Genomic DNA, 15,273 nt, shown 5'->3' with positions numbered 1-15,273 from the left:
CGTGGTGGAGGTTGCGGGCATTACCGGCGTGGACGTGCTCACCCACCCGGCGTTGGGCGGCGTGCCCCACGGCTTCCTGGGCCGGCGCGGCGGAGTGAGCGAAGGCGTTCTCGCCGGCCTCAACGTCGGCTGGGGCAGTGAGGACGATCCCGCCGCCACGGCCGAGAACCGCCGCCGCGCGACCGAGGCCGTCCTGCCCGGCGGCCGGCTCGTCTGTGCCTATCAGATCCATTCACCCGACGTGGTGACGGTGACCGAGCCGTGGCCCGAGAGCGACCGCCCGAAGGCCGACGCGCTCGTCACCCGCCTGCCCGGCGTGGTGCTGGGCATTCTCACCGCCGATTGCGCCCCCGTGCTGTTCCACGACGCAAAAGCCGGGGTGATCGGCGCGGCGCACGCCGGCTGGAAAGGCGCGTTCGGCGGAGTGACCGACAACACCATCACGGCGATGGAAGCGCTGGGCGCCAGCCGCGCGGACATCGCCGCCGTCGTCGGCCCGTGCATCGCCCAGAAAAGCTACGAGGTGGACGCCGCCTTCGAGGACCGCTTCCTGGCCGCCGACCCGGCCAACGCCCGCTTCTTCCGCGCCGGCAAGGCGGGGCACGCCTGGTTCGATCTGGAAGGCTACGTCGCCGCGCGGCTCCACGCCGCGGGCGTCGGCACGGTCGCCATGCTGGGCGAGGATACCTACAGCCAGCCGGACCGCTTCTATTCGTTCCGCCGCGCCACGCACCGGGGCGAGCCAGACTACGGCCGCGAGATTTCGCTGATCGCGCTGCCGCAAAACCGGACGGCATAGCCTTTGATCGTCATTGCGAGGGGCAAAGCCCCGCGGCAATCCAGAGCCGCGCGCGGGACTCTGGATTGCGTCGCGTGCCGCTCGCAATGACGAAGCGGGTCAACCCGACGTCATGCTTCAGGCGATGCGCGATGTCTTTCGCGTATCGGGCATCAGCAGATAGACCACGAACGATACCGCGATGCAGCCGGCCACGTACCAGAAATAGCCGTCCTCCCAGCCTTCGGTCTTGAACCACAGCGCAATGTATTCGGCCGATCCGCCGAACACTGACACGGTCACCGCATAGGGCAGGCCCACGCCCAGCGCGCGGATGCCGGCGGGGAACAGTTCGGCCTTCACCACCGCGTTGATCGCGGTATAGCCGCTGACCACGACCAGCGCCGCCATCAGCAGGGCGAACCCGGTCCAGAAATCGTGCGTCACCGCCAGCGCGCGCATCAGCGGCACGGTGATGACCGCGCCCACTAGCCCGAAGGCCAGCAGCAGCGGCCGCCGCCCGATCCGGTCCGACAGCGCGCCGACCAGCGGTTGCAGCCCCATGAAGCCCGCCAGCACCAGCGCGGAGACCAGCGTCGCGTCCTCCTTCGACCAGCCGGCGGTGTTGACCATGAACTTCTGGGCATAGGTGGTGAAGGTATAGAACGCGACCGTGCCGCCCATGGTCAGGCCCACCACCGTCAGCACCTCGCGCGGGTGGGCGAGCAGGCGGCGCAGCGAGGGCTGGTGTTCGCGCTCCTGCTCGAACGCGGCGGTTTCGTGCATGGTCCGGCGCAGCCACAGCGCGGCGACGGCGCAGGCGGCGCCGATCAGGAACGGCACGCGCCAGCCCCAGGCGCGGAGCTGCTCCTCCGTCAGCACCTGTTGCAGCACGATCAGCACGCCCAGCGCCAGCAACTGCCCCATGATCAGGGTAACGTACTGGAAACTGGACCAGAAGCCGCGCCGCTCGGCCGATGCCACTTCGGAAAGGTACGTCGCGCTCGCGCCGTATTCGCCGCCGACGCTGAGGCCCTGCAACAGCCGCGCGATCACCAGCAGCACCGGCGCGGCCACGCCGATCCGGTCATAGCCCGGCGTCAGCCCGACGATCAGCGAACCCAGGCACATCAGCAGCACGGATGCGGTCAGCGCCGTCTTGCGCCCCGCACGATCGGCGTAGAGCCCCATCAGCCAGCCGCCGACCGGGCGCATCAGGAAGCCCACCGCGAAGATCGCGGCGGTGTTCAGCAGCTGCGCGGTGGGATCGCCCTTGGGAAAGAACGCCGAGGCAAAATAGAGCGAGAACGCGGCATAGACGTACCAGTCGTACCATTCGATGAGATTGCCCACCGATCCGCTGAAAATCGAACGCAACCGGCCAGGCGCCTCCTTCGATCCATGCTGCGCGCCCGATGCCATAGCTCTCCCCACCAATGTCAGGAAGCGACGCTAGGCGGCGGCAGGGGCAAAGATCAAGCGACGGCTGCCGCAAGGGTGCGGGTTCAGAGCAGGCCCCGCGCCACGAGATCGGCGCGCAGCGCGGCGGCGTCGTCGCGGAAATGGTGGGTGTGCCAGCCGAGCGCGTCCGCCGCCGCGATATTGGCGGCGTTGTCGTCGATGAACAGCATCCGCGCAGGCTCATGGCCGAAACGGCGGGCCGCCAGCGCGAAGATCGCCGCATCGGGCTTGATCAGCTTTTCCACGCCGGACACCACGATATCGCGGAAATGGTCGAGCACCGGGAAGGTCGGGCGGAACATCGCCCAGGTATCGGCGCCGAAATTGGTGATCGAAAACTGCGGCATCCCGCGCGCATCCAGCGCCCGGACCAGCTCGTGCGTGCCCGCGACCGGCCCCGGCACCGCATCCAGCCAGTTGGGCGCGTAAGCTTCGATCAGCGGGCGATAGGCGGGAAATTCGGCCGAGCGCGCGGCGATCATCTCCGCCAGCGGAACGCCCGCGTCATGCTGCGCGTGCCATTCCTCGGTCACCACGTTGGCCAGGAACCAGTCCAGTTCGCGCGGGTCGGCGATCAGCTTTTCGTAAAGCGAGGCGATTCGCCACTGCACCAGCACGCGCCCGATGTCCCAGACGACCGCGTCGATCGCGCCATCAACGGGCGCATCGACCGGGGCATCGTCCTGCTGGCTCACGCTGCGTTCCCGCAAACAAATGCGCCCCCGCGCAGACGGGGGCAGCCTTGCCTCTGCAAGAGGCGTCGATCAGGACGGAAGCGTTCCGGCAGGTGCGGGAACGCTTCCGCCAGAGCCGGATCAGCCCTGGCGCGCCTTGAAACGACGGTTGGTCTTGTTGATGACGTAGGTCCGGCCACGGCGGCGGATCACGCGGTTGTCCCGGTGGCGGTCCTTGAGCGACTTCAGGCTGTTGCGAATTTTCATGACGAATCCCTTTGCCCGAAGCGACCGGGCTTGAAACTGAAGGCGCGCCGATAAGGGCGGGCCGGTGGAAAGTCAACCTTCGCCACGGATCTCGGTCAGCTTGCGCTCCCACGCCAGCGCGTGCGTGACGATGGTTTCGAGATCGGCGTATTTCGGCACCCACGGCACCGTCGCCCGGATCCGGCTGTTGTCGGAAATCAGCGAATCGGGATCGCCGGCACGGCGCCCTTCCATCTGGCGGACGATGGTGCGGTTGGTAACGCGGTCCACCGCGTCCAGCACTTCCAGCACCGAGAATCCGCGCCCATAGCCGCAGTTCATCGTCAGCGACCGTTCCGGCTGTTCGATCAGCGCGCCCAGCGCCAGCACGTGCGCCTCGGCCAGGTCCGAGACGTGGATATAGTCGCGCACGCCGGTGCCATCGGGCGTGGCATAATCGGTGCCGAACACCGCCACATGCCCGCGCTTGCCCAGCGCCGCCTCGACCGCGACCTTGATCAGGTGCGTCGCGCCGGCGGTGGACTGGCCGGTGCGCGCCTGCGGATCGGCGCCCGCCACGTTGAAATAGCGCAGCGCGCAGAAGTTCAGCGGATGCGCCCGGGCGGTGTCGGCCAGCATGATCTCGGTCATCAGCTTGGACATGCCATAGGGATTGATCGGCAGCTTCGGGCTGTCCTCGTTCACCGGCGAAACCTCGGGCACGCCATAAGTCGCCGCGGTCGAGCTGAAGATGAAGTGGCGCACGCCGCCCTTCACCGCCGATTCGATCAGCGCGCGGCTCTTGGCGGTATTGTTGTGGTAGTATTTCAGCGGGTTCTCGACCGATTCGGGCACCACGACCGATCCGGCGAAGTGCATCACCGCCCCGATCCCTTGTTCCGCGATGATCCGCGCCAGCAGATCGCCGTCCTCGATATCCCCCTGATAGAATGGCACGCCATCGGGAATGGCGAAGCGGAAACCCGTGGTCAGGTTGTCGATCACGCTGACGGGCCACCCCGCGTCCTTCAGCGCCAGCACGGCATGACTGCCGATATAGCCTGCGCCACCAGTGACGAGGACGGGTACTTTAGTCATGCGCGAATCACTCCGGAATGCAACGGACACCCTGCCCTAGCAGCAAGATTCGCAGGGAATCATTAAGTAGCGCGTTCAGTCAGGTGAAAGCGCCGGCGTGTCATCGCGCGGGCGGGATCGCCGTCGAAGCCCTTTACCGAAAGATCACACGCCATGCCCCGGGTTCGCACAACCTCCGCCCTTTCGCCCCTCCTGATCGCGGCCGCGCTGCTGGCCGGCGCGCCGGCGGCACTGCACGCCCAACCCTATGGCGGCTGGGGCGGCGGGGGCTGGGGGCGCGGCGGCTGGGGCGGCGATCCGTTCGGACCCTATGGCGCGAACGGCCGCGACAGCCGGACGGGTAGCGAACCCACCAAGAAGGTCGATGTCACCACGTTCCGCGCGGCCGATGCCGGCAGCGCACTGGCGCAGGGGCCGATCGTGATCGCCGCCGTCGCACCCGATGGCTACGACGGCAGCGAGGACAACGTCGAGCCCGACGCCAAGCTGCCGGTCTATGAGGCGGCGGTGGTCGACCAGCTTGCCGGGCATGGCTACAACACCGCCACCTCGGGCGCGGACGGCGGGCAGGTGGCCGAAGTGGCGGTCAGCCATTCGGTGGTGCAGCCGGAGGAAGCCCCGCACAAGCCCGTGAGCGGCGCGATGAGCACCACGATCAGCAACCGCGGCAGCGGCGTCGGTCTGGCGCTGGCGGTCGATCTGTCCAAGCCAAAGAAGGCGATCATCGGCACGCGGCTGGAAGTGCGCATTCGCGACAAGGCGACACGCCGCGTGCTGTGGGAAGGCCACGCCGAAGGCGTCGCGCGCGAGGGCGAGGCCGGGCTGGACAACACCGCCGTCGCCACGCGCCTGGCCACCGCGCTGTTCGCGAAGTTCCCCGAAGGCACCGAAGTGGCGGCGCTCCAGCCCTGATCGGAGCAACCTGCGGTTGCACGGGCACGTATCACGCCCATATCGGTTACCGGGACAACGATTGAGGATACGCCGATGCGCCGCCTGCTGATTGCTTCCGCCCTTGTGCTGGCCGCCTTGCCGGCCGCGCCCGGCGTGGCGTTCGCCGCCCCGGTCGAAGTCACGCGGTTCCACACCGCCGAATCGCTGGCGAAGCTGGTGCCGGGCGCCGCGCTGGCGCTGGCACCCGCGCCGGGCGAAGACCCCGCCGGTCTCGAAACCGCGCTGTGGAACGATGCGGTCATGCGCGAAGTGGCTGCCCGTGGCTTCGGCACTGCGACCGCCGGCGCGGCGGACGCGCTGGTCGAAGTGCGGGTGGAACGGCGCACCGAACGGCAGGAACGGCAGCGCGGGCCGGTCAGCGTCGGCGTGGGCGGCTCCACCGGCGGCTGGAACAGCGGCGTGGGCCTGGGCGTCGGATTCAGCCTGGGCGGCGGATCGCGCGAATGGACCGAAACCCGCCTGTCCGTGACGATCCGCGACCGCGCGACGGGGCAGGCGCTGTGGGAAGGCCGCGCCGAATCGCGCGACAACGCGAAGAAGAAGGAAGCCGATGCGGCCAATGTCGCGCCGCGCCTGGCCCATGCGCTGTTCACGGACTTCCCCGGCAAGTCCGGACAGACTATCCAGGTCAAATGACGCAAACCCCCATCCGGATCGACGCCGCGTTCGACAGCGGCAACATTGACGTTCTCTCCATCGACGGAACCGCCGCCCGGCTGGCGATCCGGCGCGATCACCAGTCCGAATTCGCCCAGTGGTTCCACTTCCGCGTGGCCGGCGCGGCGGGGCGCGAACTGACGCTGGCGATCACCGGGCTTGGCCAGTCCGCCTATCCCGGCGGCTGGCCCGATTACAACGCCTGCGTCTCCGAAGACCGCGAATACTGGGGCCGCGCCGCATCGAGCTATGACCCGGCGACCGATGGCGGCACCCTGACGATCCGCCACACCCCTGCCGCCGACATCGCCTGGTTCGCCTATTTCGCGCCTTATTCGATGGAGCGGCATCACGATCTCGTCGCCGCGGCCGCGGCCAGCGAGGGCGTATCCCACCGCACGCTGGGCACCACGCTGGACGGCCAGCCGATCGACCTGCTGGAGCTGGGCGAGGGCGAAACCCAGGTGTGGCTCTATGCCCGCCAGCATCCCGGTGAAAGCATGGCCGAATGGTGGATGGAAGGCGCGCTCGACCTGCTGACCGATCCCGCCGATCCGCACGGGCGCAAGCTGCGCCAGCTCTGCCGCTTCCACATCGTGCCCAACATGAATCCCGATGGATCGCGGCGTGGCCACCTGCGCACCAACGCGGCTGGCGTGAACCTGAACCGCGAATGGGATGCGCCCTCGGCCGAACGCTCGCCCGAAGTGCTGTGCGTGCGCGACGCGATGGACGAAACCGGCGTCCACTTCGCCATCGACGTCCACGGTGACGAGGCGATCCCGGCGGTGTTCATCGCCGGCTTCGAAGGCATCCCTTCCTGGACCGAGCAGCAGGGTGCGGAGTACCGGCGCTATCGCGCGATCCTCGAACGGCGGACGCCTGATTTCCAGACGCGGCGCGGCTATCCGGTGGCCCCGGCCGGCAAGGCCAACCTCTCGATGTCGACCAACCAGCTCGCCGAGCGCTTCGGCGCGAGCCACGGCTGCGTCTCGATGACGCTGGAAATGCCGTTCAAGGACAACGCCGACCTGCCCGATCCGGCGCAGGGCTGGAGCCCGGAACGCAGCAAGCTGCTGGGCCGCGAATGCCTGGCGGCGCTGCTGGAATTGCTACTGACGCGCCCGTAACCGCGCCTAGGGTCGGATTTACGGTCTGTTAACCCGGTACGCGGCATGAACGGGCGATGTCCCGCGCGATTTCCTCGATCAAGACGGCCTCGATCGCGGCCGCCCCGCTTGCCGAAGGGCTGCGCGCCGTGATCGTGCTCGGCTGCGCGCTGGCGCTGATTCTCGCAGGACGCGCCCTGCCCTTCTGACGCGCGTTCCGAGGCGGCTCAGAGAATTTCCTGGACCTTTTCCTTGGGCCGGCACAGCCGCACGCCCTTGTCGGTTTCCACCAGCGGCCGTTCGATCAGCTTCGGGTCCGCCGCCATCGCGGCCAGCACGGTGGCGTCATCGGCTGCGGGCAGGCCGCGTTCCTCGGCATCGGTGCCCCTCAGGCGCAGGCCCTGCTGCGGGGTGATTCCGGCATCGCGATAGAGCTGCGCCAGCTTTTCGGCGCTCGGCGGCGTCTTGAGGTATTCGACCACGGTCACGTCCGCGCCCGCTTCCCGCAGCATCGCGAGCGTGTTGCGCGATGTGCCGCAGTTGGGATTGTGCCAGATCGTCGCCTTCATCGCCGGGTCTCCTGTGATGCTGTTCCGCTAGCGCAGCCCGCGCGCGAGGGGAAGATCAAAGCCCCGGCGTGGTCGCGGTCGCCGGCACGGGCAGCGGCGGCAGCGTTTCGGCATGCCGCAGGGAGCGGCCGGCGCGCTGGATCGCGCGGACCAGGCGCGGATAGACGCCGCAACGGCAGATATTGGTGATCGCGGCGGTGATGTCCTGCTCGGTAGGATCGCCGTTGTGCGCCAGCAGGGCGGCGGCGGCCATGACCACGCCCGGCGTGCAGAACCCGCACTGGATCGCCTGTTCGGCCACCAGCGCCTGTTGCACGGGATGGTTGCGATCGGGAGCCAGCCCCTCGATCGTCGTCACGCTGCGGCCCTCCGCCTCCCCCAGCGACAGCGTGCACGAGGGCATCGCCTGCCCATCGACGATCACCATGCAGGCGCCGCATTCGCCGGTGCCGCAGCCGTATTTGGTGCCGGTCAGGTTCGCCGCGTCGCGCAGCGCCCACAGCAGCGGGGTATCCGGTTCCAGCCGGAATTCCATCGGCTGGTTGTTGACGGTCAGACGGGCCATGCGCGTGCCCTAGCCCACCTTTCCGCCGCGCTTCAATCCCGCCAGGACCGGTCAATCTTGTCGATCCGCCGCACCCAGGCGTTGAAATCACCCACGCCGGCCCCGCCGCCCGGCGGCGTCGCCTCGCGCAGGTCGCGCTGGTGGACGGCGATGACATCGTCGGGCACCAGGATCGGCTTGCGCCCCATCGACAGCGTGGCCATCTGGATTTCGCAAGCGCGCTGAAGACTCCATTGCTGGATGAACATCGCCTGGAGCGTGGGCGCCAGCACCACCGGGCCGTGGTTGCGCAGCATCAGGATGTTCTTGTCGGCCAGGTTCGCCAGCAGGCGCTCGCCCTCTTCGGCGCGCACGGTGATGCCTTCGAAATCGTGGTAGGCGAGCCGGCCGGCGAAGTTGCAGGCGTAGAAGTTGATCGGCATCAGCCCTTCCTCAAGGCTGCACACCGCCATCGTCGCCGTGGTGTGGACGTGGCAGATGGCGTGCGCCCAGTTCAGATGCCGATGAAAATAGCCGTGCTGGGTGAAGCCCGCCTTGTTCACCGCGTGCGGGCTGCCGTCCAGCTTGTTGCCGTCGATGTCGATCTTGACGAGGTTGGACGCGCAGACTTCCGAATAGAGCAGGCCGAAGGGGTTGATGAGGAACGCGTTGTCCTCCCCCGGCACGCGCACGGAAATGTGGTTGTAGACCGATTCCGACCAGCCGAGCAGATCGAAGATGCGGTAGCACGCCGCCAGTTCCTGCCGGGCCTGCCATTCGGCGTCGCTGCATTCGATATTCGGGCGCATCTGCGTGGCCATGGTCATCGCTCTCCGATCAGTTTCTTGTCGCAACCTTATCGCACGATTCGGAGGCGGGCAATCGCACGCGGCCTCATTCCCGCCTTGGTGGCGCGCTAGGGCGCGGAGCCGGCCGCCGGCGGGGTAGGCATCCTGCCCAAGGGTTCCCATATCGCGGCCGTACCCAAGGAAGGGCCATGGACGCGACATCGCCAGTCTGCACGCTCGCCGAAGAACGGCCGGAAACCGGTGGCCTGATGCCGCTGGAGCGCGCGCTGGCGCACAAGGGCTATGCGATCGCGCGCGGGGCGCCGTTACCGCCCGATTTCGCGGACTTCTGGAACGACCTGCCGCTCGATACCTTCATGGCCGATGGCGGCCGCTACCGCCGGCGGCGCTATGCGACCTTCGCACTGGAAGGTGGCGAAATCGCGCCCCGCCCCGCCGAACCGCATTACCAGAGCCTGTCGTACAACCCGCTCAACGGCGGAATCGCCCGCCATTTCGCGCCCTTCGCCCCGGAAGCGACCACGCACCCGTGCCTGCTGGGCCTGCTGCGCGATGCCGAGGCACTGTTCGCGCGGTCCGCGCCGGGCGCGCGCTGGCATGTCGAGGCGCACCAGTTCCGCATCCTGGCGGGAAGCGAGAACGCCGGCCTGCCTACGCCCGAGGGGCTGCACCGCGACGGCGTGGACCGGGTGCTGGTGCAACTGGTGGCGCGGCACAATGTGATCGGCGGCGTCACCCGCATCACCGATCCGACGGGCAGGACGCTGGACCGGACCACGCTGACCGTACCCGGTGATCTCTACCTGCTCGACGACCGGCGCGTGATGCACGAGGTTTCGCCGGTGCGGCCCGAAGATCCAGCCCGGCCGGGCTGGCGCGACGTGCTGGTGGTCACGTTCCGTCGGCGGGATTGACCGCGCCGGCAAAGCCCAGCGGCAGCGCGGTGGTGCTTTTCACGTCCTCCAGGATGATGCTGGAACGCGCGGTCGCCACTTCGGGAGACCCGAGAATCTGCCGCGTCAGCAAATGGTTGAACGAGGCGAGGTCGCGCGTGGCGACCTTCAGGATCATGTCGGCCTCGCCGGTCAGCTTCTGACATTCCAGCACTTCGTCCAGTTCCAGCACCCGCGCGCGGAACGCCTCGGCCGCCGCGATCCCGTGGCTGTTCATGGTGAGCAGGATATAGGCGGAAATGCCCACCCCCAGCCGCCCGGCATCGAGCGCGGCATGAACCCCGCGAATATAGCCCGCCTTGCGCAGCTGCTGCATCCGGCGCGAGCATTGCGACGCCGAGAGATGGACGGCCTGGCTCATCTCCACCGGGCCGATATCCCCCTTCTGCTGGAGGATCGCGAGAATCTTGAGATCGAAACGGTCAAGCACGGGCAAGCTCCTGCTGGCACGGACGGTGCCCCAAATCGCCCTATAACGCATCATGTGTGCATTTCACTCCTGAAATCGCGCAAGAATGCACGCCCTTTGAGCATGATCAGCGCTAGACTGTGCGCCACATTCTCAATGCATGCTGGGGAGAGCCATGGCTGACCTGTTCGAAAACCCGCTGGGCCTCGACGGTTTCGAGTTCATCGAATTTTCCGCGCCCGAAAAGGGCGTGCTGGAACCCGTGTTCGCCGCGATGGGCTTCATCCGCGTCGCGCGGCACCGGTCCAAGGACGTGCAACTGTGGCGGCAGGGCGATATCAATCTGATCGCCAATTACGAACCGCGCAGCCCCGCTGCCTACTTCGCCGCCGAACACGGTCCTTCGGCCTGCGGCATGGGCTGGCGCGTGCGCGATGCGGCGAAAGCCTATGCCGAGGCGCTCGAACGCGGCGCGGAACCGGTCGAGGTGCGCACCGGCCCGATGGAACTGCGCCTGCCGGCGTTCCGCGGCATCGGCGGCTCGATCGTCTACCTGATCGACCGCTATGGCGATGCCCTGTCGATCTACGACATCGACTTCGTCTACGAGGAGGGCGTGGATCGCCATCCGGCCGGCGCGGGCCTGAAGCTGATCGATCACCTGACGCACAACGTCTATGGCGGGCGCATGGCGCACTGGGCGGCGTTCTACGAGCGCATCGCCGGTTTCCGCGAGATCCGCTATTTCGACATCAAGGGCGAATATACCGGCCTCACCAGCAAGGCGATGACCGCGCCCGACGGCAAGATCCGCATCCCGCTGAACGAGGAAGGGAAGGCCGGCGGCGGCCAGATCGAGGAATTCCTGCGCGCCTACAACGGCGAGGGCATCCAGCACATCGCCTTTGCCTGCGACGATCTGCTGGCGACGTGGGACAGGCTCAAGGCCAGCGGCACCCCGTTCATGACCGCCCCGCCCGCCACCTACTACGAGATGCTGGCCGAGCGCCTGCCCGGCCATGGCGAGCCGGTGGACCAGCTCCAGGCACGCGGCATCCTGCTCGACGGGTCGACCGTCAACGGCGATCCGCGCCTGCTGCTGCAGATCTTCTCGGAAACGATGATCGGCCCGGTGTTCTTCGAATTCATCCAGCGCAAGCGCGACGAAGGCTTTGGCGAAGGCAACTTCACCGCGCTGTTCGAATCGATGGAACGCGACCAGATGCGCCGGGGCGCGTTGCAGGCGGAGCCGGCGCAATGACCGCGCCGCGCCTCAGCCGCATCCACCACGTCGCCTACCGCTGCAACGATGCCAAGGCGACCGTGGAATGGTACGAGCGCGTGCTCGGCATGACCTACACCACCGCCTTCGCGGAAGACCATGTGCCATCGACCGGGGCCTACGATCCCTACATGCACGTGTTCCTCGATTGCGGCGGCGGCAACGTGGTGGCCTTCTTCGAACTGCCCGAACAGCCCGCGATGGGCCGCGATCCCCACACGCCGGCGTGGGTGCAGCACCTGGCCTTCGAGGTGGAGGACGAAGCCGCGCTGCTGGCGGCCAAGGCGCATATCGAGGCGCAGGGCATCGACGTGCTGGGGCCGACCTGGCACGGCATCTTCAAGTCGATCTATTTCTTCGATCCCAACGGGCACCGGCTGGAACTGGCGTGCAACATCGGCACGCCCGAACAGTACGCCGAACTGAAGACGCTGGCCCCGGTCATGCTCGAGGAATGGAGCCGGACGAAGCGCGCCCCGCGCCATGCCGCCTGGCTGCATGCGGAGCCGAAGGACGCATGAGCATCGACCACACGCACAATCCGCAGGCATCGAGCTGGGTGCCGGGGGCGGACGACCATGCCGAATTCCCGGTCCAGAACCTGCCGCTGGGCATCTTCTCCACCGATGGTGGCTCCGCGCGTGCCGGCACCGCCATCGGCGATTGCGTGCTGGACCTTGCCGCCATGGCGGAACAGGGCCTGCTGCCGCCGGCCGTGGTGCCGGCACTGGGACAGGCCACGCTCAACGCGCTGTTCGCCCTGCCTGCCGCCGACCGGCTGGCGCTGCGCCACGCGTTGTTCGCGTGCCTGACCTCCGACCGGTTCCGCGTGCGGCTGGACCCGCTGCTGCACCGCGCGGAAGACTGCGCGTTGCACCTGCCGTTCCACATCGGCGACTACACCGATTTCTACGTCGGCATTCATCACGCCACCAACATCGGCAAACTGTTCCGGCCCGACAATCCGCTGCTGCCCAACTATCGCCACGTGCCGATCGGCTATCACGGCCGTGCCTCGTCCGTGCGGGTCTCGGGCACCACGCTGCTGCGCCCCAAGGGCCAGCTCAAGGCGCCCGATGCCGAAGCGCCGGTGTTCGCGCCATCGCGGCGGCTCGACTACGAGCTGGAGCTGGGCGTGTGGATCGCGGGCGACAACGCGCTGGGCGAACCGGTGTCCATCGCCGATGCGTGGAGCCGGATCGGCGGGCTGACCCTGCTCAACGACTGGTCGGCGCGCGATATCCAGGCGTGGGAGTACCAGCCGCTCGGACCGTTCCTTGCCAAGAACTTCCTCACCACGGTATCTCCGTGGGTGGTGACGGCCGAGGCGCTGGCCCCGTTCCGCGTCGCCCAGCCACCCCGGCCGGAAGGTGATCCGCAGCCGCTGCCCTACCTGGTCGATGCCGCGGACGCCGAAGCCGGCGCGCTCGCACTGGACCTCGAAGTCACGCTCGCCAGCGCGGCGATGCGCGATGCCGGCCTGTCGCCGCTCCGCCTGAGCCACGGCCCTGCGACGAACATGTACTGGACCGTGGCGCAGATGGTGGCGCACCATACCTCCAACGGCTGCGACCTCCATGCCGGCGACCTGCTGGGCACCGGCACGATTTCCGGTCCGGCGCGCGATAGCTTCGGCAGCCTGATGGAGCTTTCGGGCGGCGGGCGCGAACCGGTCACGCTGCCGGGCGGCGAAACCCGCTGCTTCCTCGAGGACGGCGACCAGCTCACCCTGTCCGCGCGGGCGGTGCGCGACGGGTTCCGCACGATCGGCTTCGGTCCCTGCACCGGCACCGTCCAGCCGGCGCGATGACGCTGCGACTCCACGGTTACTGGCGCTCCACCGCCAGCTACCGCGTGCGGATCGCGCTGGCGCTGAAAGGCGTGGGCCACGAACAGGTGACGCACGACCTGCGCACCGGCGCGCAACGCGCGCCCGCGTTCCTCGCGCTCAACCCGCAAGGGCTGGTGCCCGCGCTGGAGCTCGATGGCGAAAGGGAGGACGAAGCCGCGGTCCTCACCCAGTCGCTCGCCATTCTCGAATGGCTGGACGAAGCCTATCCGCACACGCCGCTGCTGCCGCGCGATGCCCTGGGCCGCGCCACGGTGCGGGCGATGGCAGGGCTGGTCTGCTGCGACATCCACCCGCTCAACAACCTGCGCGTGCTGCAAGCGCTGCGGCGGGACTTTCAGGCCAGCGACGCGCAAGTCTCGGCGTGGATCGCGCGCTGGATCGGCACGGGCTTCGACGCGCTGGAAGTTCTGATCGCGCGCCACGGCGGCGATTTTGCCTTCGGCGATGCCGCGACCATGGCCGATTGCTGCCTGATCCCGCAGGTCTATTCCGCCCAACGGTTTGGTATCGACCTTGCGTCGTGGCCAGCCATCGCGCGGATTGCCGCGCGTTGCGAGGCCCTGGAGCCTTTCCGACGCGCCCACCCTGCGCAGCAACCCGACGCGGATTGAGCAAGTTTGATAGATAAGTTCTATTGAATCTCCAATTTCAATCAGTTGGAGTTGTTCGATTGAAAAGCCCATCTTCGGTGCATGACAGCTTTTCTTTCCGCCCGCACCCACGCGCCCGGCCTTCTGGTCTGCGGAGCGGTAGCGCTGGGCGCGCTCGCTCTTGAGCGGCTTGAAGTCCGCCTTGCCGGCCACGCCTGGGTGGAAGCGCTGGTCCTGGCGATTCTGGCCGGCACCGCCGTCCGCACGCTGTGGACGCCGCCCGCGCGGTTCGCATGCGGCATCCAGTGGGCCGCCAAGGGCCTGCTCGAATGCGCGGTGGCACTGATGGGCGTGACGATCAGCTTCGCCACGATCGCCGCCGCCGGGCTGCCGTTGCTCGCCGGTATCGTCGCTATCGTGTTTGGCGCGATCGCTGCCAGCTTCCTGCTCGGCCGCGCGTTCGGACTGCCGCCCAAGATGGCGGTGCTCGTCGCCTGCGGTAACGCGATCTGCGGCAATTCCGCCATCGCCGCCGTCGCGCCGGTAATTGATGCCGAAAGCGACGACGTGGCCACGGCGATCGCCTTCACCGCCGTGCTGGGCGTGGCCGTGGTGATCGCGCTGCCGATCGTGGCGCACGCGCTGCACCTGAGCGCCGCCGCCGGGGGAACGCTGGCCGGCCTGACGGTCTATGCCGTGCCGCAGGTGCTGGCCGCCGCAGGCCCGCTCGGCCCCTCCGCCGTGCAGACCGGCACCCTGGTCAAGCTGGTGCGCGTGCTGATGCTGGGGCCGGTCGTCGCCTGCCTGTCGGTGCTCAAGGCGCATCAGGCCGAAGAAGCGGAAGCCGCCGCGGTCCGGACTCCGGGGCTCCGCCATGGCCTGCTGCATTTCCTGCCGCCGTTCATCCTCGCGTTCCTGGCGCTGGCGGCGCTCCGTTCGCTGGGCCTCGTCCCCGTGGCGATGATCGCCCCGGCGCACGAGGCCAGCGTGTTCCTAACGATCCTCGCCATGGCGGCGCTGGGCCTTGGCGTCGACCTGCGGAGCGTTACCGCCGCCGGCCCGCGCGTGGTAACGGTGGTTACGCTGTCGCTGCTGCTGCTCGGCCTGGCCGCGCTGGCGGTGCTGCGGCTGACCGGCCTGGCCTGAATCAGAAAACCTGAACGGGGGCCGGAAGGAGAAGAAACGATGAACCAGTTCGATTCGATGCTGGCCACGCGGCTCGGCCGGCGACGGCTGCTGCAAGGCGGCGCGGCGCTGGGCGCGGGCGCGCTGGCCGCCCCGGCGTTCG

The 15,273-nt window shown here is 68.2% G+C and carries 19 protein-coding genes; 11 read left to right on the top strand and 8 right to left on the bottom strand.

Annotated elements, in window-relative coordinates; all coding sequences use genetic code 11:
• Position 1: 1 nt before the first annotated feature.
• Positions 2–799 carry a peptidoglycan editing factor PgeF gene (gene pgeF / locus EH199_RS18200; protein WP_370449698.1) on the top strand — a complete coding sequence of 266 codons (798 nt, stop codon included), beginning with the start codon at positions 2–4 and terminating at the stop codon, positions 797–799.
• Between the two features lie 117 nt (positions 800–916).
• On the opposite strand, the gene EH199_RS18195 is transcribed toward pgeF, so the two are convergent.
• The 4 genes from EH199_RS18195 to galE form a co-directional block, all read right to left on the bottom strand.
• A complete protein-coding gene (locus tag EH199_RS18195; RefSeq protein ID WP_124810610.1) occupies positions 917–2,200 on the bottom strand; it encodes an MFS transporter in 1,284 nt (427 codons plus the stop codon).
• 83 nt (positions 2,201–2,283) lie between these two features.
• Entirely contained in the window at positions 2,284–2,934 is a 651-nt protein-coding gene (locus tag EH199_RS18190) for an HAD-IA family hydrolase (RefSeq protein ID WP_190287337.1), read from the bottom strand.
• Between the two features lie 120 nt (positions 2,935–3,054).
• Complete coding sequence (gene ykgO / locus EH199_RS18185) at positions 3,055–3,180, bottom strand: type B 50S ribosomal protein L36 (protein ID WP_003046794.1); 126 nt, start codon at positions 3,178–3,180, stop codon at positions 3,055–3,057.
• A 72-nt stretch (positions 3,181–3,252) separates the two neighbouring features.
• On the bottom strand, positions 3,253–4,257 hold the full coding sequence (gene galE, locus EH199_RS18180; protein ID WP_124810608.1) for a UDP-glucose 4-epimerase GalE: 1,005 nt from the start codon (positions 4,255–4,257) through the stop codon (positions 3,253–3,255).
• Between the two features lie 153 nt (positions 4,258–4,410).
• Between galE and EH199_RS18175 the strand changes: the two genes are divergently transcribed.
• The 4 genes from EH199_RS18175 (at position 4,411) to EH199_RS24995 (ending at position 7,186) form a co-directional block, all read left to right on the top strand.
• Entirely contained in the window at positions 4,411–5,169 is a 759-nt protein-coding gene (locus EH199_RS18175) for a DUF4136 domain-containing protein (protein ID WP_124810607.1), read from the top strand.
• A gap of 75 nt (positions 5,170–5,244) precedes the next feature.
• Positions 5,245–5,847 carry a DUF4136 domain-containing protein gene (locus EH199_RS18170; RefSeq protein ID WP_124810606.1) on the top strand — a complete coding sequence of 201 codons (603 nt, stop codon included), beginning with the start codon at positions 5,245–5,247 and terminating at the stop codon, positions 5,845–5,847.
• A complete protein-coding gene (locus EH199_RS18165; protein ID WP_124810605.1) occupies positions 5,844–6,998 on the top strand; it encodes a M14-type cytosolic carboxypeptidase in 1,155 nt (384 codons plus the stop codon). The genes EH199_RS18170 and EH199_RS18165 overlap by 4 nt, the downstream gene beginning before the upstream one ends.
• Before the next feature lie 56 nt (positions 6,999–7,054).
• On the top strand, positions 7,055–7,186 hold the full coding sequence (locus tag EH199_RS24995) for a hypothetical protein (protein ID WP_255420458.1): 132 nt from the start codon (positions 7,055–7,057) through the stop codon (positions 7,184–7,186).
• Positions 7,187–7,204: 18 nt separating this feature from the next.
• Here the strand turns inward: EH199_RS24995 and arsC are convergent, their stop codons facing one another.
• The 3 genes from arsC to EH199_RS18150 are packed head-to-tail and all read right to left on the bottom strand — an operon-like array spanning position 7,205 to position 8,911.
• Positions 7,205–7,546: an arsenate reductase (glutaredoxin) gene (arsC, locus tag EH199_RS18160; RefSeq protein WP_124810604.1), complete on the bottom strand. Its 342-nt coding sequence runs from the start codon at positions 7,544–7,546 to the stop codon at positions 7,205–7,207.
• 55 nt (positions 7,547–7,601) lie between these two features.
• A complete protein-coding gene (locus tag EH199_RS18155; RefSeq protein WP_124810603.1) occupies positions 7,602–8,111 on the bottom strand; it encodes a (2Fe-2S)-binding protein in 510 nt (169 codons plus the stop codon).
• A 32-nt stretch (positions 8,112–8,143) separates the two neighbouring features.
• The gene (locus EH199_RS18150; RefSeq protein ID WP_124810635.1) at positions 8,144–8,911 is read right to left on the bottom strand and encodes a class II aldolase/adducin family protein; all 768 of its coding nucleotides are present in this window, start codon (positions 8,909–8,911) and stop codon (positions 8,144–8,146) included.
• 176 nt (positions 8,912–9,087) lie between these two features.
• On the opposite strand from EH199_RS18150, the gene EH199_RS18145 reads away from it, so the two are divergent.
• Positions 9,088–9,813 carry a 2OG-Fe dioxygenase family protein gene (locus tag EH199_RS18145; protein WP_124810602.1) on the top strand — a complete coding sequence of 242 codons (726 nt, stop codon included), beginning with the start codon at positions 9,088–9,090 and terminating at the stop codon, positions 9,811–9,813.
• On the opposite strand, the gene EH199_RS18140 is transcribed toward EH199_RS18145, so the two are convergent.
• The gene (locus tag EH199_RS18140) at positions 9,791–10,282 is read right to left on the bottom strand and encodes an Lrp/AsnC family transcriptional regulator (protein ID WP_190287336.1); all 492 of its coding nucleotides are present in this window, start codon (positions 10,280–10,282) and stop codon (positions 9,791–9,793) included. The two genes, EH199_RS18145 and EH199_RS18140, sit on opposite strands and share 23 nt — an antisense overlap.
• 154 nt (positions 10,283–10,436) lie before the next feature.
• Between EH199_RS18140 and hppD the strand changes: the two genes are divergently transcribed.
• The 5 genes from hppD to EH199_RS18115 all read left to right on the top strand — a co-directional run bounded on the left by hppD (position 10,437) and on the right by EH199_RS18115 (position 15,131).
• Positions 10,437–11,522 (top strand): 4-hydroxyphenylpyruvate dioxygenase, encoded by a 1,086-nt coding sequence (gene hppD, locus EH199_RS18135; RefSeq protein WP_124810600.1) that lies wholly within the window; start codon positions 10,437–10,439, stop codon positions 11,520–11,522.
• Entirely contained in the window at positions 11,519–12,064 is a 546-nt protein-coding gene (locus EH199_RS18130) for a VOC family protein (protein ID WP_124810599.1), read from the top strand. Before hppD ends, EH199_RS18130 begins: the two co-directional genes overlap by 4 nt.
• Positions 12,061–13,353: a fumarylacetoacetase gene (gene fahA / locus EH199_RS18125; RefSeq protein WP_124810598.1), complete on the top strand. Its 1,293-nt coding sequence runs from the start codon at positions 12,061–12,063 to the stop codon at positions 13,351–13,353. Before EH199_RS18130 ends, fahA begins: the two co-directional genes overlap by 4 nt.
• Positions 13,350–14,006, top strand: a complete 657-nt coding sequence (gene maiA, locus EH199_RS18120) for a maleylacetoacetate isomerase (RefSeq protein WP_190287335.1) — start codon at positions 13,350–13,352, stop codon at positions 14,004–14,006. The genes fahA and maiA overlap by 4 nt, the downstream gene beginning before the upstream one ends.
• Before the next feature lie 81 nt (positions 14,007–14,087).
• A complete protein-coding gene (locus EH199_RS18115) occupies positions 14,088–15,131 on the top strand; it encodes a YeiH family protein (RefSeq protein WP_124810597.1) in 1,044 nt (347 codons plus the stop codon).
• The last annotated feature ends 142 nt before the right edge of the window (positions 15,132–15,273 follow it).

Origin of the sequence: Novosphingobium sp. LASN5T, assembly GCF_003856955.1 — a bacterium.
In the GTDB taxonomy this organism is placed as follows: domain Bacteria; phylum Pseudomonadota; class Alphaproteobacteria; order Sphingomonadales; family Sphingomonadaceae; genus Novosphingobium.
This window is presented reverse-complemented; position numbering and strand designations above follow the sequence as displayed.